Source organism: Rhizobacter koreensis (assembly GCF_013366375.1).
GTDB classification, from domain to species: Bacteria; Pseudomonadota; Gammaproteobacteria; order Burkholderiales; family Burkholderiaceae_C; genus Schlegelella_A; species Schlegelella_A koreensis.
Genome location: NZ_JABWMJ010000001.1, coordinates 768,694 through 793,799 on the forward strand (window position 1 = coordinate 768,694; position 25,106 = coordinate 793,799).

General features: G+C 72.4%; 27 protein-coding genes. 9 read left to right on the top strand and 18 right to left on the bottom strand.

Annotation, left to right across the window (positions count from 1 at the left end):
* Positions 1–81: 81 nt before the first annotated feature.
* The 4 genes from HQN59_RS03330 (at position 82) to HQN59_RS03345 (ending at position 3,579) form a co-directional block, all read left to right on the top strand.
* On the top strand, positions 82–1,002 hold the full coding sequence (locus HQN59_RS03330; RefSeq protein WP_176065998.1) for a 2-hydroxy-3-oxopropionate reductase: 921 nt from the start codon (positions 82–84) through the stop codon (positions 1,000–1,002).
* Positions 999–2,294, top strand: coding sequence for a DUF4147 domain-containing protein (locus HQN59_RS03335; protein WP_176066000.1), 1,296 nt, complete (start codon positions 999–1,001; stop codon positions 2,292–2,294). Before HQN59_RS03330 ends, HQN59_RS03335 begins: the two co-directional genes overlap by 4 nt.
* Before the next feature lie 212 nt (positions 2,295–2,506).
* A complete protein-coding gene (locus HQN59_RS03340; RefSeq protein WP_176066002.1) occupies positions 2,507–3,247 on the top strand; it encodes an AzlC family ABC transporter permease in 741 nt (246 codons plus the stop codon).
* The gene (locus HQN59_RS03345; protein ID WP_176066005.1) at positions 3,244–3,579 is read left to right on the top strand and encodes an AzlD domain-containing protein; all 336 of its coding nucleotides are present in this window, start codon (positions 3,244–3,246) and stop codon (positions 3,577–3,579) included. The genes HQN59_RS03340 and HQN59_RS03345 overlap by 4 nt, the downstream gene beginning before the upstream one ends.
* A gap of 43 nt (positions 3,580–3,622) precedes the next feature.
* On the opposite strand, the gene HQN59_RS03350 is transcribed toward HQN59_RS03345, so the two are convergent.
* The 11 genes from HQN59_RS03350 to HQN59_RS03400 all read right to left on the bottom strand — a co-directional run bounded on the left by HQN59_RS03350 (position 3,623) and on the right by HQN59_RS03400 (position 12,956).
* Positions 3,623–5,026 carry an APC family permease gene (locus tag HQN59_RS03350; protein WP_176066006.1) on the bottom strand — a complete coding sequence of 468 codons (1,404 nt, stop codon included), beginning with the start codon at positions 5,024–5,026 and terminating at the stop codon, positions 3,623–3,625.
* A gap of 76 nt (positions 5,027–5,102) precedes the next feature.
* Positions 5,103–6,035, bottom strand: coding sequence for an SAM-dependent methyltransferase (locus tag HQN59_RS03355; RefSeq protein WP_176066008.1), 933 nt, complete (start codon positions 6,033–6,035; stop codon positions 5,103–5,105).
* Between the two features lie 221 nt (positions 6,036–6,256).
* Positions 6,257–6,469 (bottom strand): hypothetical protein, encoded by a 213-nt coding sequence (locus HQN59_RS03360; RefSeq protein ID WP_176066010.1) that lies wholly within the window; start codon positions 6,467–6,469, stop codon positions 6,257–6,259.
* A gap of 87 nt (positions 6,470–6,556) precedes the next feature.
* Positions 6,557–7,462: a hydroxymethylglutaryl-CoA lyase gene (locus HQN59_RS03365; RefSeq protein ID WP_176066012.1), complete on the bottom strand. Its 906-nt coding sequence runs from the start codon at positions 7,460–7,462 to the stop codon at positions 6,557–6,559.
* Between the two features lie 40 nt (positions 7,463–7,502).
* Positions 7,503–9,500, bottom strand: a complete 1,998-nt coding sequence (locus HQN59_RS03370; RefSeq protein WP_176066014.1) for an acetyl-CoA carboxylase biotin carboxylase subunit — start codon at positions 9,498–9,500, stop codon at positions 7,503–7,505.
* Entirely contained in the window at positions 9,500–9,649 is a 150-nt protein-coding gene (locus HQN59_RS03375; RefSeq protein ID WP_176066016.1) for a hypothetical protein, read from the bottom strand. The genes HQN59_RS03370 and HQN59_RS03375 overlap by 1 nt, the downstream gene beginning before the upstream one ends.
* Complete coding sequence (locus HQN59_RS03380; RefSeq protein WP_176066019.1) at positions 9,649–9,798, bottom strand: hypothetical protein; 150 nt, start codon at positions 9,796–9,798, stop codon at positions 9,649–9,651. The genes HQN59_RS03375 and HQN59_RS03380 overlap by 1 nt, the downstream gene beginning before the upstream one ends.
* On the bottom strand, positions 9,798–9,947 hold the full coding sequence (locus tag HQN59_RS03385) for a hypothetical protein (RefSeq protein WP_176066021.1): 150 nt from the start codon (positions 9,945–9,947) through the stop codon (positions 9,798–9,800). Before HQN59_RS03385 ends, HQN59_RS03380 begins: the two co-directional genes overlap by 1 nt.
* Positions 9,948–9,984: 37 nt before the next feature.
* Positions 9,985–10,890, bottom strand: a complete 906-nt coding sequence (locus HQN59_RS03390) for an enoyl-CoA hydratase/isomerase family protein (protein WP_176066023.1) — start codon at positions 10,888–10,890, stop codon at positions 9,985–9,987.
* A gap of 4 nt (positions 10,891–10,894) precedes the next feature.
* Positions 10,895–12,502 carry a carboxyl transferase domain-containing protein gene (locus HQN59_RS03395; RefSeq protein ID WP_176066025.1) on the bottom strand — a complete coding sequence of 536 codons (1,608 nt, stop codon included), beginning with the start codon at positions 12,500–12,502 and terminating at the stop codon, positions 10,895–10,897.
* Between the two features lie 232 nt (positions 12,503–12,734).
* The gene (locus tag HQN59_RS03400; RefSeq protein ID WP_176066027.1) at positions 12,735–12,956 is read right to left on the bottom strand and encodes a DUF3606 domain-containing protein; all 222 of its coding nucleotides are present in this window, start codon (positions 12,954–12,956) and stop codon (positions 12,735–12,737) included.
* Between the two features lie 175 nt (positions 12,957–13,131).
* Here HQN59_RS03400 and HQN59_RS03405 point away from each other — a divergent pair, with 175 nt between their 5' ends.
* Positions 13,132–14,268: a mechanosensitive ion channel family protein gene (locus tag HQN59_RS03405; RefSeq protein WP_176066029.1), complete on the top strand. Its 1,137-nt coding sequence runs from the start codon at positions 13,132–13,134 to the stop codon at positions 14,266–14,268.
* Between the two features lie 37 nt (positions 14,269–14,305).
* Here HQN59_RS03405 and HQN59_RS03410 read toward each other — a convergent pair whose 3' ends face one another.
* The 3 genes from HQN59_RS03410 to HQN59_RS03420 form a co-directional block, all read right to left on the bottom strand.
* Positions 14,306–14,569: a hypothetical protein gene (locus HQN59_RS03410; RefSeq protein WP_176066031.1), complete on the bottom strand. Its 264-nt coding sequence runs from the start codon at positions 14,567–14,569 to the stop codon at positions 14,306–14,308.
* Positions 14,570–14,650: 81 nt separating this feature from the next.
* Entirely contained in the window at positions 14,651–15,085 is a 435-nt protein-coding gene (locus tag HQN59_RS03415; protein ID WP_176066033.1) for a hypothetical protein, read from the bottom strand.
* Positions 15,076–16,002 (bottom strand): ProQ/FINO family protein, encoded by a 927-nt coding sequence (locus HQN59_RS03420; protein ID WP_176066035.1) that lies wholly within the window; start codon positions 16,000–16,002, stop codon positions 15,076–15,078. Before HQN59_RS03420 ends, HQN59_RS03415 begins: the two co-directional genes overlap by 10 nt.
* Before the next feature lie 139 nt (positions 16,003–16,141).
* Between HQN59_RS03420 and HQN59_RS03425 the strand changes: the two genes are divergently transcribed.
* Positions 16,142–16,867, top strand: a complete 726-nt coding sequence (locus HQN59_RS03425; RefSeq protein ID WP_342451101.1) for a ribonuclease activity regulator RraA — start codon at positions 16,142–16,144, stop codon at positions 16,865–16,867.
* A 37-nt stretch (positions 16,868–16,904) separates the two neighbouring features.
* Positions 16,905–18,191 (top strand): DUF445 domain-containing protein, encoded by a 1,287-nt coding sequence (locus HQN59_RS03430; RefSeq protein ID WP_342451102.1) that lies wholly within the window; start codon positions 16,905–16,907, stop codon positions 18,189–18,191.
* 123 nt (positions 18,192–18,314) lie between these two features.
* On the opposite strand, the gene HQN59_RS03435 is transcribed toward HQN59_RS03430, so the two are convergent.
* From HQN59_RS03435 to HQN59_RS03450, 4 genes are all read right to left on the bottom strand, one after another.
* Positions 18,315–18,572, bottom strand: coding sequence for a hypothetical protein (locus HQN59_RS03435; protein ID WP_176066039.1), 258 nt, complete (start codon positions 18,570–18,572; stop codon positions 18,315–18,317).
* A 233-nt stretch (positions 18,573–18,805) separates the two neighbouring features.
* Complete coding sequence (locus tag HQN59_RS03440; protein ID WP_176066041.1) at positions 18,806–20,320, bottom strand: M16 family metallopeptidase; 1,515 nt, start codon at positions 20,318–20,320, stop codon at positions 18,806–18,808.
* Complete coding sequence (locus tag HQN59_RS03445) at positions 20,317–21,684, bottom strand: M16 family metallopeptidase (RefSeq protein WP_217703809.1); 1,368 nt, start codon at positions 21,682–21,684, stop codon at positions 20,317–20,319. The genes HQN59_RS03440 and HQN59_RS03445 overlap by 4 nt, the downstream gene beginning before the upstream one ends.
* A gap of 25 nt (positions 21,685–21,709) precedes the next feature.
* Positions 21,710–22,033, bottom strand: a complete 324-nt coding sequence (locus HQN59_RS03450) for an antibiotic biosynthesis monooxygenase family protein (protein ID WP_176066044.1) — start codon at positions 22,031–22,033, stop codon at positions 21,710–21,712.
* Positions 22,034–22,181: 148 nt separating this feature from the next.
* Between HQN59_RS03450 and HQN59_RS03455 the strand changes: the two genes are divergently transcribed.
* Positions 22,182–23,405: an MFS transporter gene (locus HQN59_RS03455; protein ID WP_176066046.1), complete on the top strand. Its 1,224-nt coding sequence runs from the start codon at positions 22,182–22,184 to the stop codon at positions 23,403–23,405.
* Positions 23,406–23,813: 408 nt separating this feature from the next.
* A complete protein-coding gene (locus HQN59_RS03460) occupies positions 23,814–25,058 on the top strand; it encodes a hypothetical protein (protein WP_176066048.1) in 1,245 nt (414 codons plus the stop codon).
* Positions 25,059–25,106 lie beyond the last annotated feature (48 nt).

Below are 25,106 nucleotides of genomic sequence, written 5' to 3' on the forward strand. Positions count from 1 at the left end.
GGGCACGAGCGCACACCGACCCCGCGCCGGCACGCCTTCGGCCGATCCCGCAGCAGCGCTGCGCCGCAACCAGGAACCTCCATGAAGATCGGATTCATCGGCCTCGGCATCATGGGCGCTCCGATGGCGCGCCACCTCGCGGACGCCGGGCACGAGCTGTTCGTGCACACGCGCAGCCACCTGCCCGAGCTCATCAGGCAGAGCTCCGCGACGCCTTGCGCGCACGCCGAGGAGGTCGGGGCCAAGGCCGACGTGGTCTTCACGATGGTGCCCGACACGCCCGACGTCGAGAGGGTGCTGTTCGGCGAGCACGGCGTCGCCGCGGGCCTGAAGGCAGGAGCAACGGCCGAGGATGGCCACCCGAAGGTCGTCGTCGACATGAGCTCGATCTCGCCGATGGCGACCAAGGCCTTCGCGACGCGAATCAACGAGCTCGGCGCCGACTACGTCGATGCGCCGGTTTCGGGCGGCGAGGTCGGCGCCAAGGCGGCCTCGCTCACCATCATGTGCGGCGGGCCCGAGCGCGCGTTCGAGCGCGTGCGGCCGCTGCTCGAGACGATGGGCAAGAACATCACCCTCGTCGGCGGCAACGGCGACGGTCAGACCACCAAGGTCGCCAACCAGATCATCGTCGCGCTCAACATCGCCGCGGTCGGCGAGGCGCTCCTCTTCGCGAGCAAGGCGGGCGCCGACCCGGCCAAGGTGCGCCAGGCGCTGATGGGCGGCTTTGCCGCCAGCCGCATCCTCGAGGTGCACGGCGAGCGGATGATCAGGCGCACGTTCAACCCCGGTTTCCGCATCAGGCTGCATCAGAAGGATCTCGGTCTCGCGCTGCAGGGCGCCAGGGAGCTCGGCGTCGCCCTGCCGCAGACGGCGAGCGCGGCGCAGCTGATGCAGGTGTGCGCCGCCAACGGCATGGACGATCTCGATCACTCGGCGCTGGTCAGGGCGCTCGAGATGATGGGCGCCCACGAGGTCGCGCAGGCGGAAACCGGCTCGTGACGGCGGGCGTCGCCGACCCGCGCGCGCTGTTGCGGAGCCTCTTCGACGCCGCGGTCGCCGCGGCGCAGCCGGCGCTCTGCCTGCCGCCGCACCTGCCCGCGCCGCCGAAAGGTCGGACCATCGTGATCGGCGCCGGCAAGGCGTCGGCGGCGATGGCGCGCGCGCTGGAGGACCACTGGCACGCGCCGCTCGAAGGCCTCGTGGTCACGCGCTATGGCTACGCGGTGCCGTGCGAGCGCATCGAGATCGTCGAGGCCGCGCACCCGGTGCCCGACGCCGCCGGTCTCGCCGCCGCCCAGCGCATCGGCGCGCTCGTGCAGGGCCTCACGCCCGACGACCTGGTGATCGCGCTGATCTCGGGCGGGGCGTCGTCGCTGCTGGTCGCGCCCGCACCCGGTCTCACGCTCGCCGACAAGCAGGCCGTCAACGCCGCGCTGCTCAAGAGCGGCGCGACGATCACCGAGATGAACGCGGTGCGCCGGCACCTCTCCGCGCTCAAGGGCGGGCGGCTCGGCGCGCTCTGCCATCCGGCGCGCCTCGTCACGCTGCTGATGTCCGACGTGCCGGGCGACGACCCGATCGACATCGGCTCGGGTCCGACCGTCGCCGACCCGACGACCTGCGCCGACGCGCTCGCCATCGTCGAGCGCTACCGCATCGAGCTGGCGCCGGCGGTGCGCGCCTGGCTCGGGCGCCCCGAGGCCGAGTCCGTCAAGCCGGGCGACGCGCGTCTGGCGGGCAGCGAGGCGCGCATGATCGCGGCGCCGCAGCTCGCGCTCGACGCCGCGGCCGAGGTGGCGCGCGCCGCCGGCGTCACGCCGTATATCCTGGGCGACAGCCTCGAAGGCGAGGCGCGCGACCTCGGCAAGGCGCTCGCCGGCATTGCACGGCAGACGGCGCTGCGCGGCCAGCCCTTCCCTGGGCCGTGCGTGCTGCTGTCGGGCGGCGAGACCACGGTCACGCTGCGCGGAAAGGGGCGCGGCGGCCGCAACGTCGAGTTCCTGCTGTCGTTCGCCGTCGCGCTCGGCGGCCTCGACGGCGTGCACGCGCTGGCGGGCGATACCGACGGCGTCGACGGCGCCGAGGAGATCGCCGGCGCGTTCGCCGGGCCGGACACGCTGGCGCGCGCCTGGGCCGAGGGCATCAACCCGCGCGCCAGCCTCGACGCCAACGACGGCCATGGCTTCTTCCAGGCGCTCGGCGATTCGCTGGTCTGCGGGCCGACGCTCACCAACGTCAACGATTTCCGCGCCATCCTGATCGACGCACCGGCGCGCGGGCGCAGCGCCTGAGCGGGCCGGCGAGGGGCCGGCGCTGGCCGCGCCGCGCGGAGTGCAGGCCGCGCACGCGGACCGCTGCAAGACACGGGATGGCCGAATCGCGCGAGGCTCGTCGGCGCCGCCGCCCGACGTCGGGTCGACCCTCTCCGTACAATCCCTGGCCGTGACCCCGACCGGGCGACCGCCCGGTCGCGGCGCGGGTTTCGCTTCCGAGCCACGCGTCCATGAGGTCCCTGTTTCGCCACCCCGAGTTCCGCGCCGGCGTGCGCGACATGGGTTCGGTCGCGCCCGGCATCGCCACCTGGGGGCTGATGACCGGCGTCGCGATGGTCAAGTCGGGCATGAGCCTGTTCGAGGTGCTGCTGATGGGCGTGACGGTGCTCGCCGGCAGCTCGCAACTCGCCGCGATCCCGCTGATCGCCGCCGGGGCGCCGATGTGGGTGATCCTCGCGACCGCCTTCTGCGTGAACCTGCGCTTCGTCGTGTTCAGCGCGCACCTGAGGCCCTATGTGATGCACCAGCCGCTGTGGCGACGCCTCCTCAGCGGCTACTTCATGGCCGACCTCAACTACGTGCTGTTCACGAAGCGCCACCCGGAGCCGGCGACCGCGCCACGCGACATCGAGGCGCAGCACGCCTACTGGCTGGGCACGGGCCTCTCTAACTGGGTGATCTGGGTCGGCTCGAGCCTACTGGGCATCGCGCTCGCCAACTCGATCCCGGTGCACTGGGGGCTCGCGTTCGCCGGCATCCTGGCGCTCGTCGGCATCACGTGCTCGATCGGCACCAGCCGCATGCAGGCCCTCGCGGCGCTGACCGCCGGGGTGGTCGCGGTCGCGACCTTCGCGTGGCCGCTGCGCCTCAACATCGTGGTCGCGATCGGCGCCGCCGTGGCGATCTGCCTGATGCTCGAGCGGATGCGGCCGCACGCCGGCGCGCTGGCCGAGGACGGGGGCCGGCCGTGAACGGGACCGACGCCTGGACCGTGCTCACCATCGTCGGCATGACCGGCATCACGGTGCTGACGCGCTCGCTGTTCTTCCTGTCCGGCAAGCCCTGGTCGCTGCCGGGCTGGGCGCAGACCGGCCTGCACTACGCGCCGATGGCGGCGCTCGCGGCGGTGATCATCCCGGAGATCGTGATGACCGACGGCGCGCTGATCTCGACCTGGAAGGACGCACGGCTCTACGCGACCGCGGTCGGCATCGCCTGGTACTTCTGGCGCCGGAGCGTGCTCGGCACCATCGTCGCCGGGATGGCGGTGTACCTGCCGCTGCACGTCGGGCTCGGCTGGTAAGGCCCGAACGACGGCGGCTTCGACGCCGGGGTCCGGACCGGCCTCAGGTGGTCCGCGTGCCGCGCCGGAACACGATCAGCAGCACCAGCCCGCTCACCAGCACCGCGACGCCGACCCAGGCTGCGTTGATGCCGCCGAGCTGCTGGCTGCGCACGTACGACAGGCTCGACCACAGCATGTAGGCGCTGGTGAGGCAGAACACCGCCGGCGTCAGCGGGTAGAGCGGCACCTTGAACGGCCGCGGCTGATCGGGCTCCTGCACGCGCAGCTTGAAGAGCGACAGTCCCACCAGCAGGAAGAACAGCCAGAACACCGGCGCGGTGTACTCGACCATCGCGCGAAAGCCGCTCTGGTAGGCGGCGCCGATCGCGATCAGCACCAGCGCGAAGCCGGCCTGCGCGAGGAAGCTGTTGCGCGGCACGCCGCGGGCGTCGTCCCAGGCGGCGAGTATGCGGAGCTGCGGCCAGTCCTGCGCCAGGGCGCCGGCGGTGCGCGCCCCGACGATCAGCGTCGCGTTCATCGAGGTCAGCGCCGACACCGCGACCATCACCGCGACGGCCTTGCCGGCGGCGGGCCCGAATGCCGCGGTGAGCACGTCGGTCGCGATCGCTTCCGACCTGGCCATTCCGGCAAGGCCGAGCGCGTGCCAGTAAGCCCAGTTCACGAGCAGGTAGAGCACCGTGATCACGCCGACCGACAGCACCAGCGCGCGCATGATCGAGCGACGCTGGCGCAGGTCGGCGCTGATGTAGGCGGCGTCGTTCCAGCCGCCGTAGGTGAGCAGCACGAACACCATCGCGAGGCCGATCGAACTGGCCGACGCGCTGCCGGGCGGCGCGACCACGGGTGCCGGCGCGGCGGCGGGCGCGCCGAGCCAGAGCCAGAGCCCGGCGACCACGATCAGCACCAGGCCGCCGACCTCGACCGCGGTGAGCCACGCCTGGGCGGTCGCGCCGTTGCGGATGCCGCGCAGGTTGACGGCCGTCAGCACCACCACCGCGACCGCCGCGTAGAGCGCACTGCCGTGCGGACCGAGCGGCAGCAGCTGGCTCATGTAGTCGCCGAACACGAAGCCGAGCAAGGCGAGCGAGCCGGTCGTGACGACCGAGAAGCGCGCCCACGCGTAGGTGAGCGCGGTGCTCTTGCCGAACGCGCGCGACAGGAAGTGGTAGTCGCCGCCACGGCTCGGGTACGTTGCCGAGAGCTCGGCATAGCAGAGCGCGCCGGCGAGCGAGAAGAGGCCGCCGAGCGCCCACACCGCGAACAGCCATCCCGTCGACGGCACGTTGCCGGCGACCAGCGACGGCGCCTTGAAGATGCCGGCGCCGATGACGATGCCGACGATGATCGCGACGGCGTGCGCGAGCCCGAGGCTGGCGCTCGGCGGCGGCGCCAAGGTGTCGAGCGGGCGCGCCGCGGTGGCGCTGTCGGTGATGCGGTCACGCATGGTGGCGGCGGGCCGCGGCGGCCCGGTGAGGAAACGAGGTCATGGTTGGCGCGAGCGGCTCGTGGCGGGCGACCGCTCAGGCGCCGGCGCGCGGCCGTGCCGGCGCCTGGCTGGTCTGCCGCTCGGGCTCGACGCCCTCGATCGGCGGCGCGGCGCCCTTGCGGACCGCTTCGAACGCGACCGGCGGACGGCCCGGACGGGTGACGGTGCCCGTCATGCGATTGCCCGCCACGCGCGCCTGGAACTGCAGCATCTCGCCGGTCGCATGGCGGGCGCCGAACGAGAGCGAATCGCCCTGCAGGTGCGGCCGCACCAGCGTCGACGACAGGTTCTCCCACGAGACGTCGCCCTCGACCATCTGGAAGCGCTGACGCAGGGTGAGCGTCTGCGGCCCGCCGCCTTCGAGGTTGCGGAAGGTCAGCGCCCATTCGCCGCTGGCGTTGGCCGGGATCACCCACGCCGAGATGCGCGCGGTGCCGGAGCGGCCGACCTCGTCGGGCGTCCAGTCGCCCATGCCGAACGAGTGCGAGACGATCCGGGTGCCCGGGCGCAGCTTGAACAGCGTGGGCCTGAGGCGCATGTTGAGGTCGGGCAGCAGGTACATCGTGACGACCGTCGCCTGCGAGAAGTCGCTCGCGAAGATGTCGGCCTGGCGGAACTCGACCTTGCCCGCGAACCCCGCCTCGCGCGCGCGGCGGCGCGAGAACTCGACCATCTGCGGGTTGTATTCGAGGCCGAGCGCACGCGCCCCGTGGTTGCGCGCGGCGGCGATGGCGATCTTGCCGTCACCCGACCCGAGGTCGACCACGAAGTCCGAGCTCTTGACCTCGGCCATCTGCAGCATGCGGTCGACCACCGCGTCGGGCGACGGCAGCCAGATCACGTCCTTGCCGGACTGCCCGGGCTGCGGCTCGAACGGCGCCGACGCGGGCTGCGCGACCGCGCCGCCCTGCAGCCCGCAGAGCAGCGCCGCTGCCAGGAACGCACGCCGCCAAACCTTCGTCTCCATCGATGTCTCCCTTGTTCTGGCGCGATGGAAGGCGGTCGCCGCGGGCGCCGCCTGGATCGCGGGCATTGTGCATGGGCGACCGGCATGGCCCATCGGTACAAACCGCGCGACGGCGGGTGCGCGTGGCGCCTCGTCCATGGCCGATGGGGTCGATCGGGCACGGCGCCGGCACGCCGATGGCTGGATCGAATGCACGCGCTGCCCGGCGTGCCCAGGCGCCGCTAGGGCGGCGCGTCGCGCTCGAACGCCGGCGCCTGCATGAGGTCGTTGTCGAAGCCCATCAGCACGCTGGCGAGCGAGAGCGCGCGCCACAGGTGCGCCGGCATCCGGGCGATCGCGTCGGGGGTACGCACCTCGGCGATCCACGCGCCGATCTGCGCGTGCTGCTCGGGCGTGAGGAGGTGGAGGGCGAGCATCTCGTCGAGCGTCTGCACGGTTGGCTGTCTCGCGGTTGGAGTGAGGGCAGGGCCGCGTCGCCGCGGCACGCACGGGCTTGCAACCCGTGTGCCCAGCCCGCGCGATCAGCCGGCCCGCTTGGCGAGCAGGGCGTTGCCGGTGCGCGAGACGGGCTTGCGGCCGAGCACGCCCGAGATGAAGGCTGCGGCGTCGACCAGCCGGTCGAGGTCGATGCCGGTCTCGATGCCGAGGCCGTTCAGCAGGAACAGCACGTCCTCGGTCGCGACGTTGCCAGTCGCACCCTTGGCGTAGGGGCAGCCGCCGAGCCCGGCGACGCTGGCGTCGAAGATCGCGATGCCCATCTGGAGGCAGGCGTGGATGTTGACCAGGGCCTGCCCGTAGGTGTCGTGGAAATGGCCGCTCACCTCGGCGATGGGGTAGTGGCGCAGCGCGCGCTCCATCGCGGCCTGCACCTTGCGCGGCGTGCCGACGCCGATCGTGTCGGCCACGCCGCAGTGGTCGACGCCGATGTCCTTCATGAGCCGCACGACGCGCTCGACCTCGTCGGCCGAGACCTCGCCCTGGTACGGGCAGCCGAGCGCGCACGAGATCGCGCCGCGCACCTTGATGCCGTTCGCGTGCGCGGTCTCGACCACCGGCCGGAAGCGCTCGAAGCTCTCGGCGATGCTGCAGTTGATGTTGCGCTGGCTGAACGCCTCGGTCGCCGCGCCGAACACGACGATCTCGTCGGGCCGCGTCGCGAGCGCGGCGTCGAGCCCCTTGAGGTTGGGCGTCAGCACCGAGTAGCGCACGCCGGGCCGACGCTCGATGCCGTCCATCACCTCGCGGTTGTCGGCCATCTGCGGCACCCACTTGGGGCTGACGAAGCTGGTGACCTCGATCTCGCGAAGGCCGGCCGCCTGCAGCCGGTGCACGAGCTCGATCTTGTGCGCGGCGCTGACCGGCTCCTTCTCGTTCTGCAGGCCGTCGCGCGGGCCGACGTCGACGAGCGTCACGTGGTCGGGAAGCATGGTTTCGTCCTCGCAGCGGAATCGTGGGCCAGGGCCGACCTTACGCCGGTTCGAGGCTGAGCAGCTCGCCGCCCTCGGCGACCTGGTCGCCGACCGCGTAGAGCAGCTCCTTCACCCGGCCGGCGTGCGGCGCGGTGATCGTGTGCTCCATCTTCATCGCTTCCATCACCGCGAGCGGCTGACCCGCCTCGACGCGGTCGCCGACGCCGGCGAGGAAGGCGACCACCTTGCCCGGCATCGGCGCGCTGAGGCCGCCTTCGGGCGTCGCCGCGTCGCGGGCGTGCGCGATCGGGTCGACGAGGCGCAGCCTCGCCGTCCCGTCGGCGGCGAACACCGCGAGCTGCTCGCCGGCGCCGAGCACGGTGACCGCGTGGCGCGCCTCGCCGAGCGTCACGTCGTGGCGGCCGGCGCCGCGCGCCGCGACCTCGATCGGCCAGCGCCGCTCACCGAGCGCAAGGGTCGGCGCGCCGTCCCGGCTGCGCTCGAGGCGCGCGACGTGGTGCGTGCCGTCGATCTCGATGTCGAAGCGGCGCAGCGCGCTGCCGTGCAGGCGCCAGCCGTCGCGCCGCGACCACGGGTCGGCGCCCTCGAGTGCACGCTCGGCCGCGATCGCGTCGGCGACCACCGCGCCGGCGACCAGTTCGACGGCGAGCGGCGGCGCCTCGAACAGCGCCGCGCGCTCGCGCTCGATCAGCGCGGTGTCGAGGTCGGCGCCCGCGAACGATCGCGTCGCGATCACGCGGCGCAGGAACGCGACGTTGGTATGCGGGCCGACGAGGTGCGTCGCGGCGAGCGCCTGGTCGAGCCGCGCCAGCGCCTCGGCGCGGTCGGCGCCCCAGACGATCAGCTTGGCGATCATCGGGTCGTAGAACGGCGAGATCGTGTCGCCTTCGCGCACGCCGGCGTCGATGCGCACCGGCGCACGGTCGAACTCGGTGGCGTCGGGGACGCGGAACACGTCGAGCCGCCCGGTCGAGGGCATGAAGTTGGCGTCGGGGTTCTCGGCGCAGATGCGTGCCTCGATCGAATGGCCGCGAATCCGCAGCTCGTCCTGCGTCAGCGGCAGCGCCTCGCCGGCGGCGACGCGCAGCTGCCACTCGACGAGATCGAGCCCGGTGATCGCTTCCGTCACCGGGTGCTCGACCTGCAGCCGGGTGTTCATCTCCATGAACCAGAAGCGAAGGTCGCCGCTTTCGGTCGGCTCGGCGATGAACTCGACGGTGCCGGCGCCGACGTAGCCGACCGCGCGCGCCGCCGCGATCGCCGCGGCACCCATCTCACGCCGTCGCGCCTCGCCGAGGCCGGGCGCCGGCGCCTCCTCGAGCACCTTCTGGTGGCGCCGCTGCACCGAGCAGTCGCGCTCGAACAGGTGGACCAGGTTGCCGTGCGTGTCGCCGAAGACCTGGATCTCGACGTGGCGCGGCCGTGTGACGTAGCGCTCGATCAGCACCGCATCGTTGCCGAAGCTGCTGCTCGCCTCGCGCCGGCACGAGGCGAGCGCAGCGTCGAACGCGTCGGCCGACTCGACGACGCGCATGCCCTTGCCGCCACCGCCCGCGCTCGCCTTGATCAGCACCGGATAGCCGATGCGGTCGGCCTCGCGGCGCAGCAGCGCCGGATCCTGATCGACGCCGTGGTAGCCGGGCACCAGCGGCACGCCCGCCGCCTCCATCAGGCGCTTGGATTCCGACTTCAGTCCCATCGCATGGATCGCCGCAGGCGGCGGACCGATGAAGACGATGCCGGCGTCCGCGCAGGCCTGCGCGAACCCGGCGTTCTCGCTGAGGAAGCCGTAGCCCGGGTGGATCGCGTCGGCGCCGCTCGCCCGCGCCGCCTCGATGACGCGCTCGCCACACAGGTAGCTCTCGCCGGGCGCGTCGCCGCCGATCCGCACCGCCTCGTCGCACGCCAGCACGTGCTTGGCATGCGCGTCGATGTCGGCATAGACCGCGACCGTGCGGATGCCGAGCCGGCGCGCGGTCGCGGCGACGCGGCAGGCGATCTCGCCGCGGTTGGCGATGAGGATCTTCTTGAACATCAGTGCTCCGCGGCTCGACCGCCGCACGCTGCGCGTGCACGGCGATGTGGTTCCGGCATCACGTCCGCTGCGCGGACATGAGCCTCCACCGCATCGACTGCTGCGCAGTCGATGTCGCCGCGGTTGGCGATGAGGATCTTGTTGAACATCAGTGCTCCGCGGCTCGATCGCCGCACGCTGCGCGTGTACGGCGATGTGGTTCCGGCATCACGTCCGCTGCGCGGACATGAGCCTCCACCGCATCGACTGCTGCGCAGTCGATGTCGCCGCGGTTGGCGATCAGGACCTTCTTGAACATCAGTGCTCCGCGGCTCGATCGCCGCACGCTGCGCGTGTACGGCGATGTGGTTCCGGCATCACGTCCGCTGCGCGGACATGAGCCTCTACCGCATCGACTGCTGCGCAGTCGATGTCCGCCCGGTTGGCGATGAGGATCTTCTTGAACATCAGCACCTTCCCAACGTCACGACTTTCGTCAGCGGCGTCACTCGTTCAGCCACGCCGGCCTGCGCTTGCCGAGGAACGCCTGCACGCCTTCGCGGCCTTCGGCGCTGGCGCGCACGTCGGCGATGCGGCGGGCGGTGTCGGCGCGTAGCGCGGCGGCGATCGGCTGCCCGGCGATCTCCTGCACGAGGCGCTTGCAGGTGCGGGTCGCTGCGGGGCCGTTGACGACGAGGGCGGCGACGACCTGGTCGACGGCCGCATCGAGCTCGTCCACGCTCGTCAGTTCGTGAACGAAGCCGAGCCGGTGCGCCTCGGCGGCGCCGAAGCGCTCGGCGGTGACGAAGTAGCGCCGCGATGCCTGCTCGCCGAGCGCGCGGATCACGTACGGGCTGATCGTCGCGGGCAGCAGTCCGAGACGCGCTTCGCTGAGACAGAACGTCGCCGCATCCGATGCAACGAGGACGTCGCACACCGCGGCGAGGCCGACACCGCCGGCATAGCAGTCGCCGTGCACGCGGCCGACGACCGGCACCGGGCAGGCGTAGATCGTCCACAGCATGGCGGCGAGCTGCTCGGCGTCGGCGCGGTTCTCGTCCCAGCTGTAGCCCGCCATGCGGCGCATCCACGCGAGGTCGGCGCCGGCGCAGAACGCCTTGCCGCGGCCGCCGAGCACGATGGCGCGCAGGTCGGACTCGGCGCCGAGTGCCTCGAAGGTGGCCGTCAGGGCGGCGATCACGTCGTCGTTGAACGCGTTGCGGACGTCGGGCCGGTTGAGCCAGACGCGCGCGACCGGGCCGACGCGTTCGACCTCGACCAAGGAACCGCCCTCGCCGCTCGACGGGGTGCTGACCGCACCGGGTGCGGAGGCGCCAGCCGTTGCCGAAACGCCGATGGCGGGTGCATCGGACGGCACGTTCGATGGAATGGTCGGACCAGTCGACGCCATCGGGCTACATCCGGAACACGCCGAAACGCGCGTCGGGGATCGGCGCGTTGAGGCTCGCGCTGATCCCGAGCGCGAGCACGCGGCGCGTGTCGGCCGGGTCGATCACGCCGTCGTCCCACAGGCGTGCGCTCGCGTAGTAAGGGTGCGCCTGGCGCTCGAATTGTTCGAGGATGGGCTGGCGGAACGCGGCCTCGTCCTCCGCCGGCCACTGGCCGCCCTTGGCTTCGATGGCGTCGCGGCGCACGGTGGCGAGCACGCTTGCCGCCTGCTCGCCGCCCATCACGCCGATGCGCGCGTTCGGCCACATCCAGAGGAAGCGCGGCGAGTACGCGCGGCCGCACATCCCGTAGTTGCCGGCGCCGAAGCTGCCGCCGATGATCACCGTGAACTTGGGGACGTTCGCGGTCGCGACCGCGGTCACCATCTTGGCGCCGTGCTTGGCGATGCCCTCGGCCTCGTACTTGCGACCGACCATGAAGCCGGTGATGTTCTGCAGGAACACCAGCGGCACCTTGCGCTGGCAGCACAGCTCGATGAAGTGCGCGCCCTTCTGGGCCGACTCGGAGAACAGCACGCCGTTGTTGGCGACGATGCCGACCGGCATGCCCTCGATGTGCGCGAAACCGGTGACGAGGGTGGTGCCGAAGCGTGCCTTGAACTCGTCGAACTCGGAGCCATCGACGATGCGCGCGATGATCTCGCGCACGTCGAAGGGCTTTCTCGTATCCGTCGGGATCACGCCGTGCAGCTCGGCCGGGTCGTAGGCCGGCGGACGCGGCGTCTCGAGTCGCAGCTCGACGCGCTTGTTCCAGTTGAGGTGGCGCACGGCGTCGCGCGCGATCGCCAGGGCATGGGTGTCGTTGAGCGCCAGGTGGTCGGCGACGCCCGACAGCCGCGTGTGCACGTCGCCGCCGCCGAGGTCCTCGGCACTCACCACTTCTCCGATCGCCGCCTTCACGAGCGGCGGCCCGCCGAGGAAGATCGTGCCCTGCTCCTTGACGATGATCGATTCGTCGCTCATCGCCGGCACGTACGCACCGCCGGCGGTGCACGAGCCCATCACCACCGCGATCTGCGGAATGCCCTGGGCGCTCATCCGCGCCTGGTTGTAGAAGATGCGCCCGAAGTGGTCGCGATCGGGGAAGACCTCGTCCTGGTTGGGCAGGTTGGCGCCGCCCGAGTCGACCAGATAGATGCACGGCAGCCGGTTCTGTTCGGCGATCTCCTGCGCGCGCAGGTGCTTCTTGACCGTGATCGGGTAGTAGGTGCCGCCCTTCACGGTGGCGTCGTTGCAGACGACCATGCACTCGACGCCAGCGACCCGGCCGATGCCGGCGATCAGACCCGCGCCCGGCGCGTCGTTGCCGTACATGTCGAGCGCGGCGAGCGGCGCCACCTCGAGGAACGGCGTGTCGGGGTCGAGCAGCATCTCGACGCGGTCGCGCGGCAGCAGCTTGCCGCGCGCGACGTGGCGGGCCCGTGCGGCCTCGCCGCCGCCGAGCGCGACCCCGTCGAGGCGCCGGCGCAGGTCGTCGACGAGCGCGCGCATCGCCGTGGCGTAGGCCCGGAACGACTCGCTGCGCGGGTTGAGCCGGGAAGCCAAGGTGGCCATGCGGGTGTCGTCCTCTCGCGTCGCGGGTGATCGGTGACGCCGCGACCGGCTCGGTGCCGCGCGCGCCTGCAGTGGTGCGACGCGGCGAGCGCGGCGTCGCGCACCGACGATAGCCCGGCCGCTCGGGCCCGGCCATCCGCATCAACGCGGGAGCGTGGCGTCGCGGGCCGCGCGTGGCGTGAGACGCAGCCGCAGCGGGCAGCCACCCGGCACGGGCTGCGCCGGGCGTGGATCAGCCGCCGGCCGAGGCCACGCGCTCCTTGTTGGTCGTGCTCCGGGTGCCGTTCAGGTGCATCTCGACGTCGGCCGCGAGATCGCCCACCGCCTGCACGGCTTCCTTGATCTGTTCGGGCGTCGCATTGAACTTTTTCGCCCAATCGCGCAACTCATAGTCTTCGTGGACGTTGATCCGCTGGCGATCCTGGCCGCCGGTGTGCTGCTTGTTGTCGGGCATGCGTGCCTCCATGGCGAGTGATGGCCAGGTGCGGCAAGCGTCGTGCCGCCGTCAGGCGGGAACGGCTCTTGCCCCGCTGGGCGATCCGGTCGCACCGCGCCACCTCTCGGCGCTTTGCTGCGGCCGCCGCGCCGGCATCGCGTCCGTGCCCGATCCTTCAATCGCGATCCTGACCATGAATCCAACCACCCTCGAACCCGGCTGGCTGTCGAGCCTGCCCGGGCTGCATGCGCCGTACGCCAACTGGGCGTTCGCCGTGATCGCCGCGCTCGCGAGCTACCTCGCGATGAGCATGGTGCTGCGCATCGCGAGCGCGCGCGCCGCCGCGTTCGCGGCGCACACGCGCAATCGCTTCGACGACATGGCGGTCGAGGTGTTCGGCGCCACCAACCGCTGGCTGATCGCGCTCACGGCGCTGCTCATCGGCGCCAGCCTGCTCGACCTGCCGGCGCGCTGGGCGACGCGCATCGACCACCTCTGGTTCATCACCATCGCGCTCCAGTTCGCGCTCTGGATCAACGAGCTCGTCACGATCGCGCTGCGCGTCTACGTGCACCGCCACGCGACCGCCGGCATGACGCAGGTCAGCGCGTCGGCGATGCTGCTCTCGTGGGGCTTGCGCACGGCGATCTGGACGGTGGTGCTGCTGGCCGTGCTGTCGAACCTCGGCGTCGACATCACCGCCTTCGTCGCCAGTCTCGGCATCGGCGGCATCGCGATCGCGCTGGCGGTGCAGAACGTGCTCGGCGATCTGTTCGCCTCGCTCGCGATCGCGGTCGACAAGCCGTTCGAGGTGGGCGACGCGGTGCAGTTCGGATCCGTGAACGGCAGCGTCGAGCACATCGGCCTCAAGACCACGCGCGTGCGCAGCCTCTCCGGCGAGCAGATCGTGATCTCGAACACCGAGCTGCTCAAGCAGACGATTCGCAACTACAAGCGCATGAACGAGCGCCGGATCCAGTTCAAGTTCGGCGTCACCTACGACACGCCCGCCGACAAGGCGCGCGAGATCCCGGGCATCGTCAAGCGGATCGTCGAGTCGAGCGAGCAGTTGCGCTTCGATCGGGCGCACCTGGCGACGCTCGGCGAGAGCTCGCTCGACTACGAGGTCGTCTACTACGTCAGGGACGCCAGCTACGCGCTCTACATGGACCTGCAGCAGATGATCAACCTGCGCCTGATCGAGGAGCTGCAGAAGCTCGGCACCAGCCTCGCGTTCCCGACGCGCACGGTGCAGATCGTGACGGTGCCGGCCGCCGGCAGCGACGAGGGCCCGGCCCCCGAGGCCCGGTCGCGTCAGGTGATGCAGTAACGGCGTCGGCCCGGCGCCGACGCGCGGCCGGCCGGCTTCAGCGGCGGTCGGTCGCGCGTCGCCCGTACGGCGTGGCTTCCGGCGGCGCTGCGGCGGCGCTCTCGGGCACGTACACCGGCGCGGTGGCGCGCCGATCGCCGCGGCGGCGGTCGGGCATCGCGACGTCGCGAACGCGGGCGACCGAGCGCTGGTCGCTCTCGCGGATCTCGCCGCCGCAGGTGACGAGCAGCGCCAGGCATTCGGGCGACAACTCGTCTTCGGGATCGCGCTCCTGGGCGCGGCGTTCGACGTCTGGGTTCATGGGCTTGCTCCCGTGAATCGCGCAATGTTCAACCGGCGGCGAGGCGCGTCGGTATCGGGGTGTCAGAGAAGGTTCGCTCGACTAGTGCAGCGAGGAGCGCTTGTCGCCGGTCCCCGGCCGCGCCTTGGCGCCCGCGGTCTTGCGCGCCGCCTTCTTGGCGGCAGGCTTGGCCGCGCTCTTGCTGCCCGGCGCCTCGGCAAGCGTGCTCGGCGCGATGCCGGCGAACAGCTTGGCGGCACGCACCTTGAGTTCGAGCAGCTCGCTCGGCGTGATCGAGTAGGTGTTGCTGAGCGGCTCGACGTTGATGCCGAACTCGACGTCCTTGCCTTCGTTGGTGAGCAGGCCGCTGGTGAACTCGTAGTCGGGGCGCTGCGCCGGCACGCCGAGCTTCTCGACGTCGTAACCGTCGTACTCGACGTTGCGGATCTCACCGCTCGCGAGGTCGAGCATGCCGGTCGACTTGATCACGTCGTCGGCAAGCTCGTCGCTGATCTCGATCTGCACCTTCAGGTCCATCGTGTCTCCTGTCGACGCGGCGGTCGGCGCCGCCGCTCTCCAGGGCTTGGCATTCGGCGTGCGCCGGGCTCGGTGCGCACCGCCTGGGCGCGCTGGGCGGCTTCCTGGCGGGCGCGCTGGAGCAGCCCGTCGAGCTCCTCGGGGGCGATGCCCTTGAGCGCGCAGAAGTTGGCCGGCGTCAGCGTCGTCGTCTCGAAGTCGCGCAACAGCGTGGCGCGGTTGCGACGCTGCTGCTCGTCGAGCTCGATGCGCGCCTGCCGGTTCGCGCGGCGCCGCCCCAGCTCGTCGATCGCGGCCTGGCGGTGCTCGGCGGTCACTTCGCCGGCCGGCTCGCCATCGAGGCCGAAGCGTGTCTTGCCGTTTGCCAGCGCGACCAGATAACCGTGGCCGCCGGTGTAGCGGCGCAGAAATGCGGTGAGCGCCTGCTTGCTGAACTGGCCCGGCGCCTGCTGCTGGATGTCCTGCTGGATGCGGAGCTTGAGCGGCTTGGGCGGGTTGCCGAACAGCTTGGGGAACAGGGCGCGCAGCCGCGGACCGGCGTCGGCCGGTTCGCTGGCGCCGCGGGACGCGGGCTCCTGGGCCTTCGTGACGGGACCCGCCGCAGCGGCGTCGGACGCGCGTGTGGCCGATCCGGCCGACGGCGTGGCGGCAGCTTCTCCGCCCGCCTCGGCAGCGCTGCTGGCGCTGGCCGACGACGCGGCCTGGGCAGCGTCGACGCCGGGCGCGCCCGCGCCGCCGGTCGGCGTCGCCACGCCCTCGTCACGCGCACCCTGCGGCGCATCGGGAGCCGTCGCCGGCGCATCGACGGAGCCGCTCGCGGCCACGTCGGGCGCGGACCGTGCGGCTCCGTCGGCCTCGCTCGGAGCAGCCGGCGCGCCGCTGCTCGGAACCGGCGCCTCGGGGAAATCTGGGGCCATGGCCGATCGGGATCCTCAAAAAGGGCTGCATTGTGCAGCCCGCCGGAGCCGGGTTGCAGAATGGGGCCTCGCCCCCGCGAGAGGGTGCCCGGCGGGGCCCGCACCAGGGGTCGGCCGCGCCACCCAGACAGGAGAGAACGTGGAAAAACGCCCGGTCGAGCCGCTCGGCGCCGACCTCATCGACGCCCTGCGCTCGGTCACGACCGCGACGCTGACCGCCGTCTTGATGAAGAAGGGGCTGCGCAACGTCTGGATCCGGCGCGCGCGGCCGCTGCAGCCGGGCGGCCCGCGCCGTGTCGGGCGTGCCTTCACGCTGCGCTTCGTGCCGGCGCGCGAGGACCTCGCGACGCCGGCTTCGTGGGCCTCGCCGATCTCGACCCGGGCCGCCATCGAAGCGATGCCGCCCGGCGTGATCGCCGTGGTCGACGCGATGGGCGTGACCGACGCCGGCATCTTCGGCGACATCCTCTGCGCGCGCATGAAGAAGCGCGAGGTCGCCGGGCTGGTCACCGATGGCGTGGTGCGCGACCTCGCCGGCGTGCAGGCGACCGGCCTCGCGGTCTGGTGCCAGGGCACCGCGGCACCGGCGTCGGTGACCTCGCTCACCTTCGTCGGATGGCAGGAGCCGGTCGCGTGCGGCGGCGTCGCGATTTTCCCGAACGACGTGATCGTCGCCGATGACGACGGCGCGGTGGTTATCCCCGCCGCGCTGCTCGACGAGGTCGCCGGCCCGGCACTCGAGCAGGAGCGCCACGAGTCGTGGGTGCTCGAGCAGGTCGACGCCGGCGTGCCGCTGCCCGGCCTCTACCCGGCCGATGCCGCGACGCGGGCGCGCTACGAGGCGTGGCTGAAGGAACGCGGCTGACGGCGCCGCGCGCGCCGAAGCAGCCGGGCCCGGGCCGGTGAGCGGCGTTTCCGACGACCTGCGGCAGCCGGCGGCGCGCGCCGCCGACCTGCGCCGCATGAAGGCGATCGCGCTCTGCCTGCTGCTGGGCGCCGCGGCGGTCTATGCCGTCGCCCATGCGCTGAGCGCGCGCGCGCCGGCGTGGAGCTACGTGGCCGCGTTCGCCGAGGCCGCGATGGTCGGCGCGGTCGCCGACTGGTTCGCGGTGGTCGCGCTGTTCCGCCACCCGCTCGGGCTGCGCATCCCGCATACCGCGATCATCCCGACCAACAAGGACCGGATCGGCCGCAACCTCGCGACCTTCCTGTGCGCCAACTTCCTGAGCAACGAGCAGGTGCTGAAGAAGGTGGAGGCGTTCGACGCCGCCGGGCGCGCCGCGGCCTGGCTCGCCGATCCGCGCCGCGCCGCGCAGCTCGCGCGTCATCTGGGGCAGGCGCTGCGCTACGGCGCCGGGGTGGTCGACGACGCGCGCCTGCGCCAGTTCTTCGGCGCCGCGGTGCTCGGCCGCCTCGAGCGCGTCGACGGCGCGACGCTCGCCGCGCACCTGCTCGAGCTGCTGACCAGCGAGGGGCGGCACCAGCACCTGCTCGATGCGGTGCTGCGGCGGCTTGCCCGCGTGCTCGACGACGACTCGGTGCGGGCCGCGATCGCCGAAATCGTCGCCAGCGAGCTGAAGGTGCTGCGCTACGTCGGGCTCGACAGCGTCGCCGGGCGCTACCTCGCCCAGAAGATCGCCGGTGGCGTCGCGCGCCTCGTGGGCGAGCTCGGCGCCGACCCGACGCACCCGCTGCGCGAGCGCTTCGACGACCACGTGGCGATCTCGATCGAGCGCCTGCGCAGCGAGCCGGCGCTGCGCGAGCGCGTCGCCGGCTGGCAGCGCGAGGCACTCGCGCATCCGGCGGTCGGCGAGTACCTGAACGGTCTCTGGAGCGACCTCGTGCGCTGGCTCGAGGACGACCTCGGGCGCAACGAGTCGGTGGTGCGCGAGCAGCTCGCGCTCGGCGCGCGCGCCGTCGGCGCCAAGCTCGGAGCCGACGCCGCGATGCGCGAGTGGATCAACGGGCAGCTGCGGGTCGCGGCGCCGCGCTGGATCGAGCGCTACCGCGAGGACATCCGGCTCTACATCATCGCCCGCGTCGCCGAGTGGAACGCCGACGAGATGACCGACGAGCTCGAGCGCAACATCGGGCGCGACCTGCAGTTCATCCGCATCAACGGCACGCTGGTCGGCGGCCTCGTCGGACTCGCGATCCACGCGCTCACGCAGTGGCTGCTGCCGGGGTGAGCGGATCGGCGGGAGCTGCTGCTCGGCGCTGGACGGACCCGCAGACGGGCCGGTACGGCGCGCGCACCGAAGCGCAGCGGCCGTCCATCAACAAGAACGCACGCCGGAGCGTGCGTCGGGGGCTCAGGCGGCGATCGGTGCCGACGCCGCGGCGAGGCACTTGTTGCACTTGCCGAGCCCCGGCAGGCGCGAGTCGGGCTTGCCGTCGCCGGTCTTGAAGTTGGCCTGGCAGCGCCGGCACACGTACATCTTCGAGCTCGACATCATCGGCTTGACGCCCGGCTCGCCGGCGGGGCGCGCGGCGACGTACTCGGCCTGGGTCTGGCGCAGTTTCTGCGCGTTCTCGGGGACGGGAGCGGGAGAAGAGCGTCGGGTGGCCATGTCGGTACCTAAGAAGGCGGCCGGCCGCGCCGATGACCCGTGTCACCGTGACGCATGCCCGCCGCAGGGGGGCACTATTGTCCCAGTTATTGCCATCGCCTGTCGCCATCGGGTTTAACCGAGCGCGCAGGTCAAGGGCCTTGCACGCGCCGTGCGCCGGGCCGTGGTAGGCGCTTGCGGCGTGGCGAGAGAACGGGTTCGGCGCGGCGTGGCGTTCTTGCCGTTCGGCGGACTCAGCGCGCCGGTTTCGGCACTGCCGATGCCCCGTCGCGATCGAGCTCGGCCGCGTTCAGCGTGCGCGCCGCGCGCCTGGCCAATGCCTCGCCCATGCTCGTCACTTCGCCGGCAACCACGACGCGGCGACGTTCGGTGCCGAGGTGCGTCGCCGCATAGCGCTGGATCTGCGCCGGCGTGACTGCCGCGAGCGCATCGACGCGCGCCGGCAGCTCCGCGGGGTCGCGATCGCCGGCGACCAGCGCCACGATCGCGCCGGCAAGCCCGCTGGTGGTCTCGAGACTGCGCGAGAGGTCGCCGAGCAGCGTCGCCTGGCGGGCCGCGAGCTCGTCGGCACCGACCGGCTCGGCGATCAGGCGGTCGATCTCGGCGTCGATCAGCGCGGCGACGTCGCCGGCGGTCTCGTTGCGCGTCTGCACGGCAACGCGCAGCAGCGCGGCGCGGCGCCGCATCTCGAGCTGGCTCCCGGCGCCGTAGCTGAGCCCGCGCCGGATCCGGATCTCCTGGTTGAGGCGCGACGAATAGCCGCCGCCGAGCACCGCGTTGAGCACGCTCGCGATCGCGCGCTCGTCGTCGCGCGGGCGGGGCAAGGCGACGCCGAACGCGACGCCGGCCTGCCCCGACGCCGGCATGTCGACCAGCAGCAGCGGCGCGCCGGGCATTCCGGCGGCGTCGGCGGGGGTCGGCACGGCGCTGTCGGAAGGCGCGCGCCAGCGGCCGAAGTGCCGCGCCGCGAGGGCGACGCCCGCGTCGAGGTCGACGTCGCCGGCGAGCACGAGCGCGGCGTTGTCGGGCCGGTAGTAGGCGCGGTGCAGCGCGGTCACGTCGGTCCGGCCGATGCGCTTGAGCGACGTCGGCGTCCCGTTCGCGGGATGGCCGTAGGCGCCGTTGCCGAACGCCTGGCGCTCGACCGCGAGGCGCGCCAGCGCGCCGGGGCTCGCGTAGGTGACCTTGAGCTGGTCGAGCGTCTGGGCGCGCAGGCGGTCGATCTCGGCGTTCGCGAAGGTCGGCTCGGTCGCCACCTCGGCAAGCAGCCCGAGCGCGGCGTCGAGGCGCGGCGTCGTGACCGTGATCGAGACCTCCGAGCGGTCCCAGCCGGCGCCGCTCTCGAGCGAACCGCCCAGGGCTTCGGCGGCCGCCGCGATGCGCGGGGCGCTGTGCCGTCGGGTGCCCTGCGTGAGCAGACCCGCGGTCAGCGACGCGAGGCCGGCGCGACCGGGCGGGTCGACCTCGGCGCCGGAGCGGATCACCAGCACCGCGCTCACCAGCGGCACGTCGGCGCGCCGCGCCACGATGACGCGCAGGCCGTTCGGCAGCGTGCGTTCGGCCGGCGCCTCGATCGAGAGCGGGCGCGGCGGCCCGGGCGGCGGCGGCGTCTCGCGCGCCTGCGCAAGCACCCCGGGCGCCACCGCAATGCCGCCGAGCAGCGCCAACGCGCCCGCGATGCGGGGCCCGCGTCCGGGGCGCGCGCCGCGGGCGGTTGCGACGGCCAGCCGGGCTTGCACGCTGCTCATCGGGCTGCCGGCGCCTGCCGGTAAGCGATCGTCACGTGGTGGGCGCCGGCGACGTAGCGCCGCAGCACGCGCTGCACGTCGGCGGCGCTGACGCGCCGCAGGTCATCGAGGCTGGCGTTGACGCGCGCCGGATCGCCCTCGAGCACGGCCGCCTCGGCGACCGCGGCGCCCAGGCCGAGCGCAGTCTGCCGCGTCATGAACGCGGCGGTGATGAGCTGCGTCTTCACCTTTGCGAGCTCGGCGGCGTGCGGCGGCTGCGCGATCAGGCGCTTCACCTCGGTGAGCAGGGCGGCGCGCACGCGCTCGAGCGCGCTGTCGCCCGCCGCGATCGCATAACCGATCAGGAGACCGGGGCCAACCCGCAGGTCGGCGTCGAAGCCGGCCTGGCTCGCGACCTGCTGACGGTAGACCAGCGCCTGATTGAGCCGGCTCGAATCGCCGTTGGCCAGGATCGCGGCGGCGACCCGCAACGCGGCGGCGTCCGGGTGCGTGAGCGGCGGGGCGAGCCAGGTGAGCGCAACTGCAGGCAGCGGGACGCGCGGCGCCGCCAGGTCGACGCGCCGGTCGGCCGGCCACGGCGGCTCGTCGGCCGGCGCGCGGGCGGGAGCGGCCGGGGGCCTGGGCAGGTGGCCGAAATAGCGATCGACCCAGGCGTCGAGCTGCGCCGGGTCGAAGTCGCCGGCGACCACCAGCGTCGCGTTGTCGGGGCGGTAGTGGGCGGCGTGGAACGCGACCACGTCGGCGAGCTCGGCGGCGTCGAGGTCCTCGATGCTGCCGATCGTCGTGCGCCGATACGGGTGGACGCGGTACGACGCGCCGGGGATCGCGTTGAAGAAGCGGCCGTACGGCGCGGCAAGGATCTGCTGGCGGTACTCCTCCTGCACGACGGCGCGCTCGGAGCGGAAGTTGGCGGCGTCGACGCGCAGGTTCGCCATCCGCTCGGCCTCGGCCCAGAGCAGCGTCTCGAGATGGTTCGCGGGCACCACCGACTGGTAGGCGGTCACGTCGTCGCTCGTGAACGCGTTGTTGGCGCCTCCGACGTCCTCGGTGAGGCGGTCGAACTGCTCGTCGGCGAGGTTGCGCGTCGCCTTGAACATCATGTGCTCGAAGAGGTGCGCGAACCCGGAGCGGCCGGGCGGGTCGTCGCGACTGCCGACGTGATACCAGACCTGCACCGCGACCGTGGGCGTGGCGCGCCGCTCGACCGCGATCACCCGCAGGCCGTTGTCGAGCACGCGGGCGCGGAACGCGATCGGCGGGATCGGCAGCTCCGGCGCTGCGGACGGCTCGGCGGCGAGCGCGGCGCGGCCGAGCAGGGCCGCGGTCAGGCCGAGGAGAGCCGCTCGAACGGCGGTCCGTTTCACCGCCGGCCGCACCGCGGCGATCGATTCACCGGGCCGGCGACGGGTCGGCGCCCGTGGCGTCGACGAGTTCGAAGTGCTCGACATGCGGCGGCGTGGCGAAAAACGGGCCCACGGTAGCGCGCCAGGCGACGAAGCGTTCGCTCTGCCGAAAACCGACGGTGTGGCTCTCGAGGCGATCCCACCAGATCATCAGCAGGTAGCGCTCGGGTGATTCGACGCCGCGCTGCACCCGGTGGCCGCGGTAGCCCTCGGCCTGCGAGACGACCTCGGCAAGCGCCTTCGCGATGACGGCGTCGAACTCGGCCTGGCGGCCCGGCTCGATGCGGATGTCGGCAACTTCGAGAATCATCGGACGGGCTCCGAACGAGGGGACCGCAGTCTAGCGGCGGAGCATGCCGAAGCTCCGCACGGCGCCTGCCGCCGTTGCGCTCTTGGCAGCGTCGCCGGCACGGGACCGGCTCCAAGGCGCGCCCGCGGCGGCGTGCCATAGTCGCCCGATGCCTTCGGAAGCCTTCAGCCTCAGGCGCATCGCCGTTCCCGCCTTCGGCCCCTCGCTGCTGTTCGGCATCGGCGACGGTGCCATCCTGCCGATCGTCGCCCTCAGCGCGCGCCAGCTCGGCGCCTCGGTGTCGCTCGCGGCACTGATCGTCACCCTGATCGGCATCGGCTCGATGCTGAGCAACATTCCGGCGTCGCTGCTGACCACCCGGTACGGCGAGCGCCGCGCGATCATCGGCGCCGCCATCTGGGGCGCGCTCGGCATGGCGCTCTGCATCGTGGTCGCCCACGTCGTCGCGCTCGCCGTCGGCGTGTTCATGGTCGGCATGGCGTCGGCGGTGTTCGGCCTCGCCCGCCAGAGCTATCTCACCGAGGCGGTGCCGATCGCGATGCGGGCGCGCGCGCTCTCGACGCTCGGCGGGGTGCTGCGCATCGGCCTCTTCATCGGGCCGTTCATCGCCGCCGGCGCGATCCACGCCGTCGGCATCGCGGGCGCGTACGGCGTCGGCATCGTCGCGCTCGTCGCGGCGGCGTGGCTGGCGCTGCGCATGCCCGACCTCGAAGCGCCCGAGCCGGTTCGGGTCGCGCCGCCCCAAGGCGACCCGACCAAGCCGCTCGCTGCCGCACCGCCGACCTTGCGCGGCATGACCACGCATTACCGCAGCCTTTTCCTCACGGTGGGCATCGGCGTGATGCTGGTGATGGCGGTGCGCGCGTCTCGCCAGGTGGTGATTCCGCTCTGGGCCGACGCGGTCGGCCTCGACGCCGCGACCACGTCGATGATCTACGGCCTGTCGAGCGCCATCGACATGCTCGTCTTCTACCCGGCCGGCAAGGTGATGGACCAGCGCGGCCGCGTCATCGTCGCGGTGCCGTCGATGTTGATCATGGGCGTGGGGCTCGCGTTGATGCCGTTCACCCACGGCACCGCGACACTGCTGGTGGCGGCGCTGCTGATCGGCTTCGGCAACGGCATCGGCTCGGGGCTCGTGATGACGCTCGGCGCGGACTACTCGCCGTCGCCCGGCCGCGCGCACTTCCTGGGCATCTGGCGCCTGCTGGCGGACGTCGGCCTCGCGCTCGGGCCGATGCTGCTGTCGGCGGTCAGCGCGGCAGCGTCGCTCGCCGCCGGCATCTGGTCGACCGCCCTGCTCAGCTTCGCGGCCGCCGCGGTGCTGGGCTACTGGATCCCGATCACCAACCGGCGCTGGATCCGGCGCTGAGCCGCTCGTGCCAGCTTTACACGCCGCCTGTCCTTGTCCGGGCGGTTCGGGAGGGCCGCTTGCCAGCACTGCCTCTGGAGAAGCGGCACCTCGCGCGAGCGTCGCCGCCGTTTGTCTTCTCGAATTCACAGGAACCTGGCAAGCATGTTGACGACGTCTTCTTTCAGCGCGCGGTCTCGCGCGGGTTGCGGCTCCGGCCGCCGTTTCTCGGCCGTGGCCTGCGGCGTGTTGTTCGGCGCCACCCTGCTGATCGCCGGCTGTGGCGGCGGAGGCGGCGGTGGTGACGACGGTGCGCCTGGCAGCGACAGTGGCGTCGGTTCCGGCACGGGTGGGTCGGGTGGCACGGGGGGAACCGGCGGCACCGGCGGGACGGGTGGCGGCGTCGGCTCCGGCAGCCCTGGCGCCGCCGTGACACTGTCGCCGAACGCGCTCGCCTTCTCCACATCGGTCGGCCTCCCGAGCGCCGCGCAGACGGTGACGCTGAGCAACGGCACGGGCAGCGCGCTGCCGGTCACCGGCGTCACCAGCAGCAGCGCCGTCTTCAACGTCGCCGGCGGTACCTGCACCACGTCACCCACGCTCGCGGCGGGGCAGAGCTGCAATGTGCAGGTGACCTTCGTGCCGGTCACGGTCGGCGACGCAAGCGGCACCCTCACCATTGCGACCGGCGGTACGCCGGCGTCGCTGGCGGTGAACCTTTCCGGCACCGCGACCGCATCGACCGGGCCCGATCTGGTGACGAGCGTCACCCCGGCCACCTACCTGCAAGGCAGCGTCGAACGTGGGGCGTGGGATCTGCTGATGGCCGCGCGTTCCGCATGCGGCTTCGGCCTGGTGCAGCAGGACACCCGGCTCGACACCGCCGCTGCCTCGCATGCCCGCTATCTGGCGCAGAACTCGATCGATCGCAACGCCGCGGCGCTCGGCCCGTCCGAGGATCCAAGCTGGAGCTACTTCACCGGCGCGACGCCGACCGCGCGTGGCGGCGCAGCCGGCTTCCCGACAGGGCAACCGGTGGTCGAGTCGTCGCATGCGCTCGGCCTGTTCTACGTCGCGGGGCAGAACCCGCCGCTCGCGTTGAACTCGAACACGGGGATCGCGTCCATGCGAGCCCTGCTGGAAAGCATCTACAACACCGCGAACCTCTTCACGCCGGCACGCGTCGGCGGCATTGCGGCAACGGCACCGGCGGGGCCGAGCCTCTCATTGCTCAGTCAGCAGCAGTTCCGGCTGGTCGTCGACTTCTCGACCACCGGCAATCCGCAGCGCCTCGGCAACGGCAACGTCGCGACGTGGCCGTGCGAGGGTGTGGGCGGCTTCAGCGGCGCGTTGGATCCGGCCAACGAGGTCCTCAACCCCTTCCCCGACGTGACCGGTCCGGTGAACTACGGCACGCCGATCTATCTGCGGACCGACCTCGGCGCGACGCTCACGGTGCAGGCGGCGTCGCTGACGCGCATCGCCGACGCGAGTGCGGTGCCGCTGCGCAGCCTCACACGCGCGAACGACGCGAACAGCCAGCTCGGCAGTCACGAGGCGTTCCTGGTGCCGACCCAGCCGCTGCCGAGAGGCAGCACATACCGCCTGAACGCTACCGGCACGGCCAACGGCGTCGCGTTCACGAAGTCGTTCACGTTCGCGACGGCGCCGTGACGGTGAGAGCGGGCCGGCACCGCGCGCGGGCCCGCTCCCGCCCCGTCG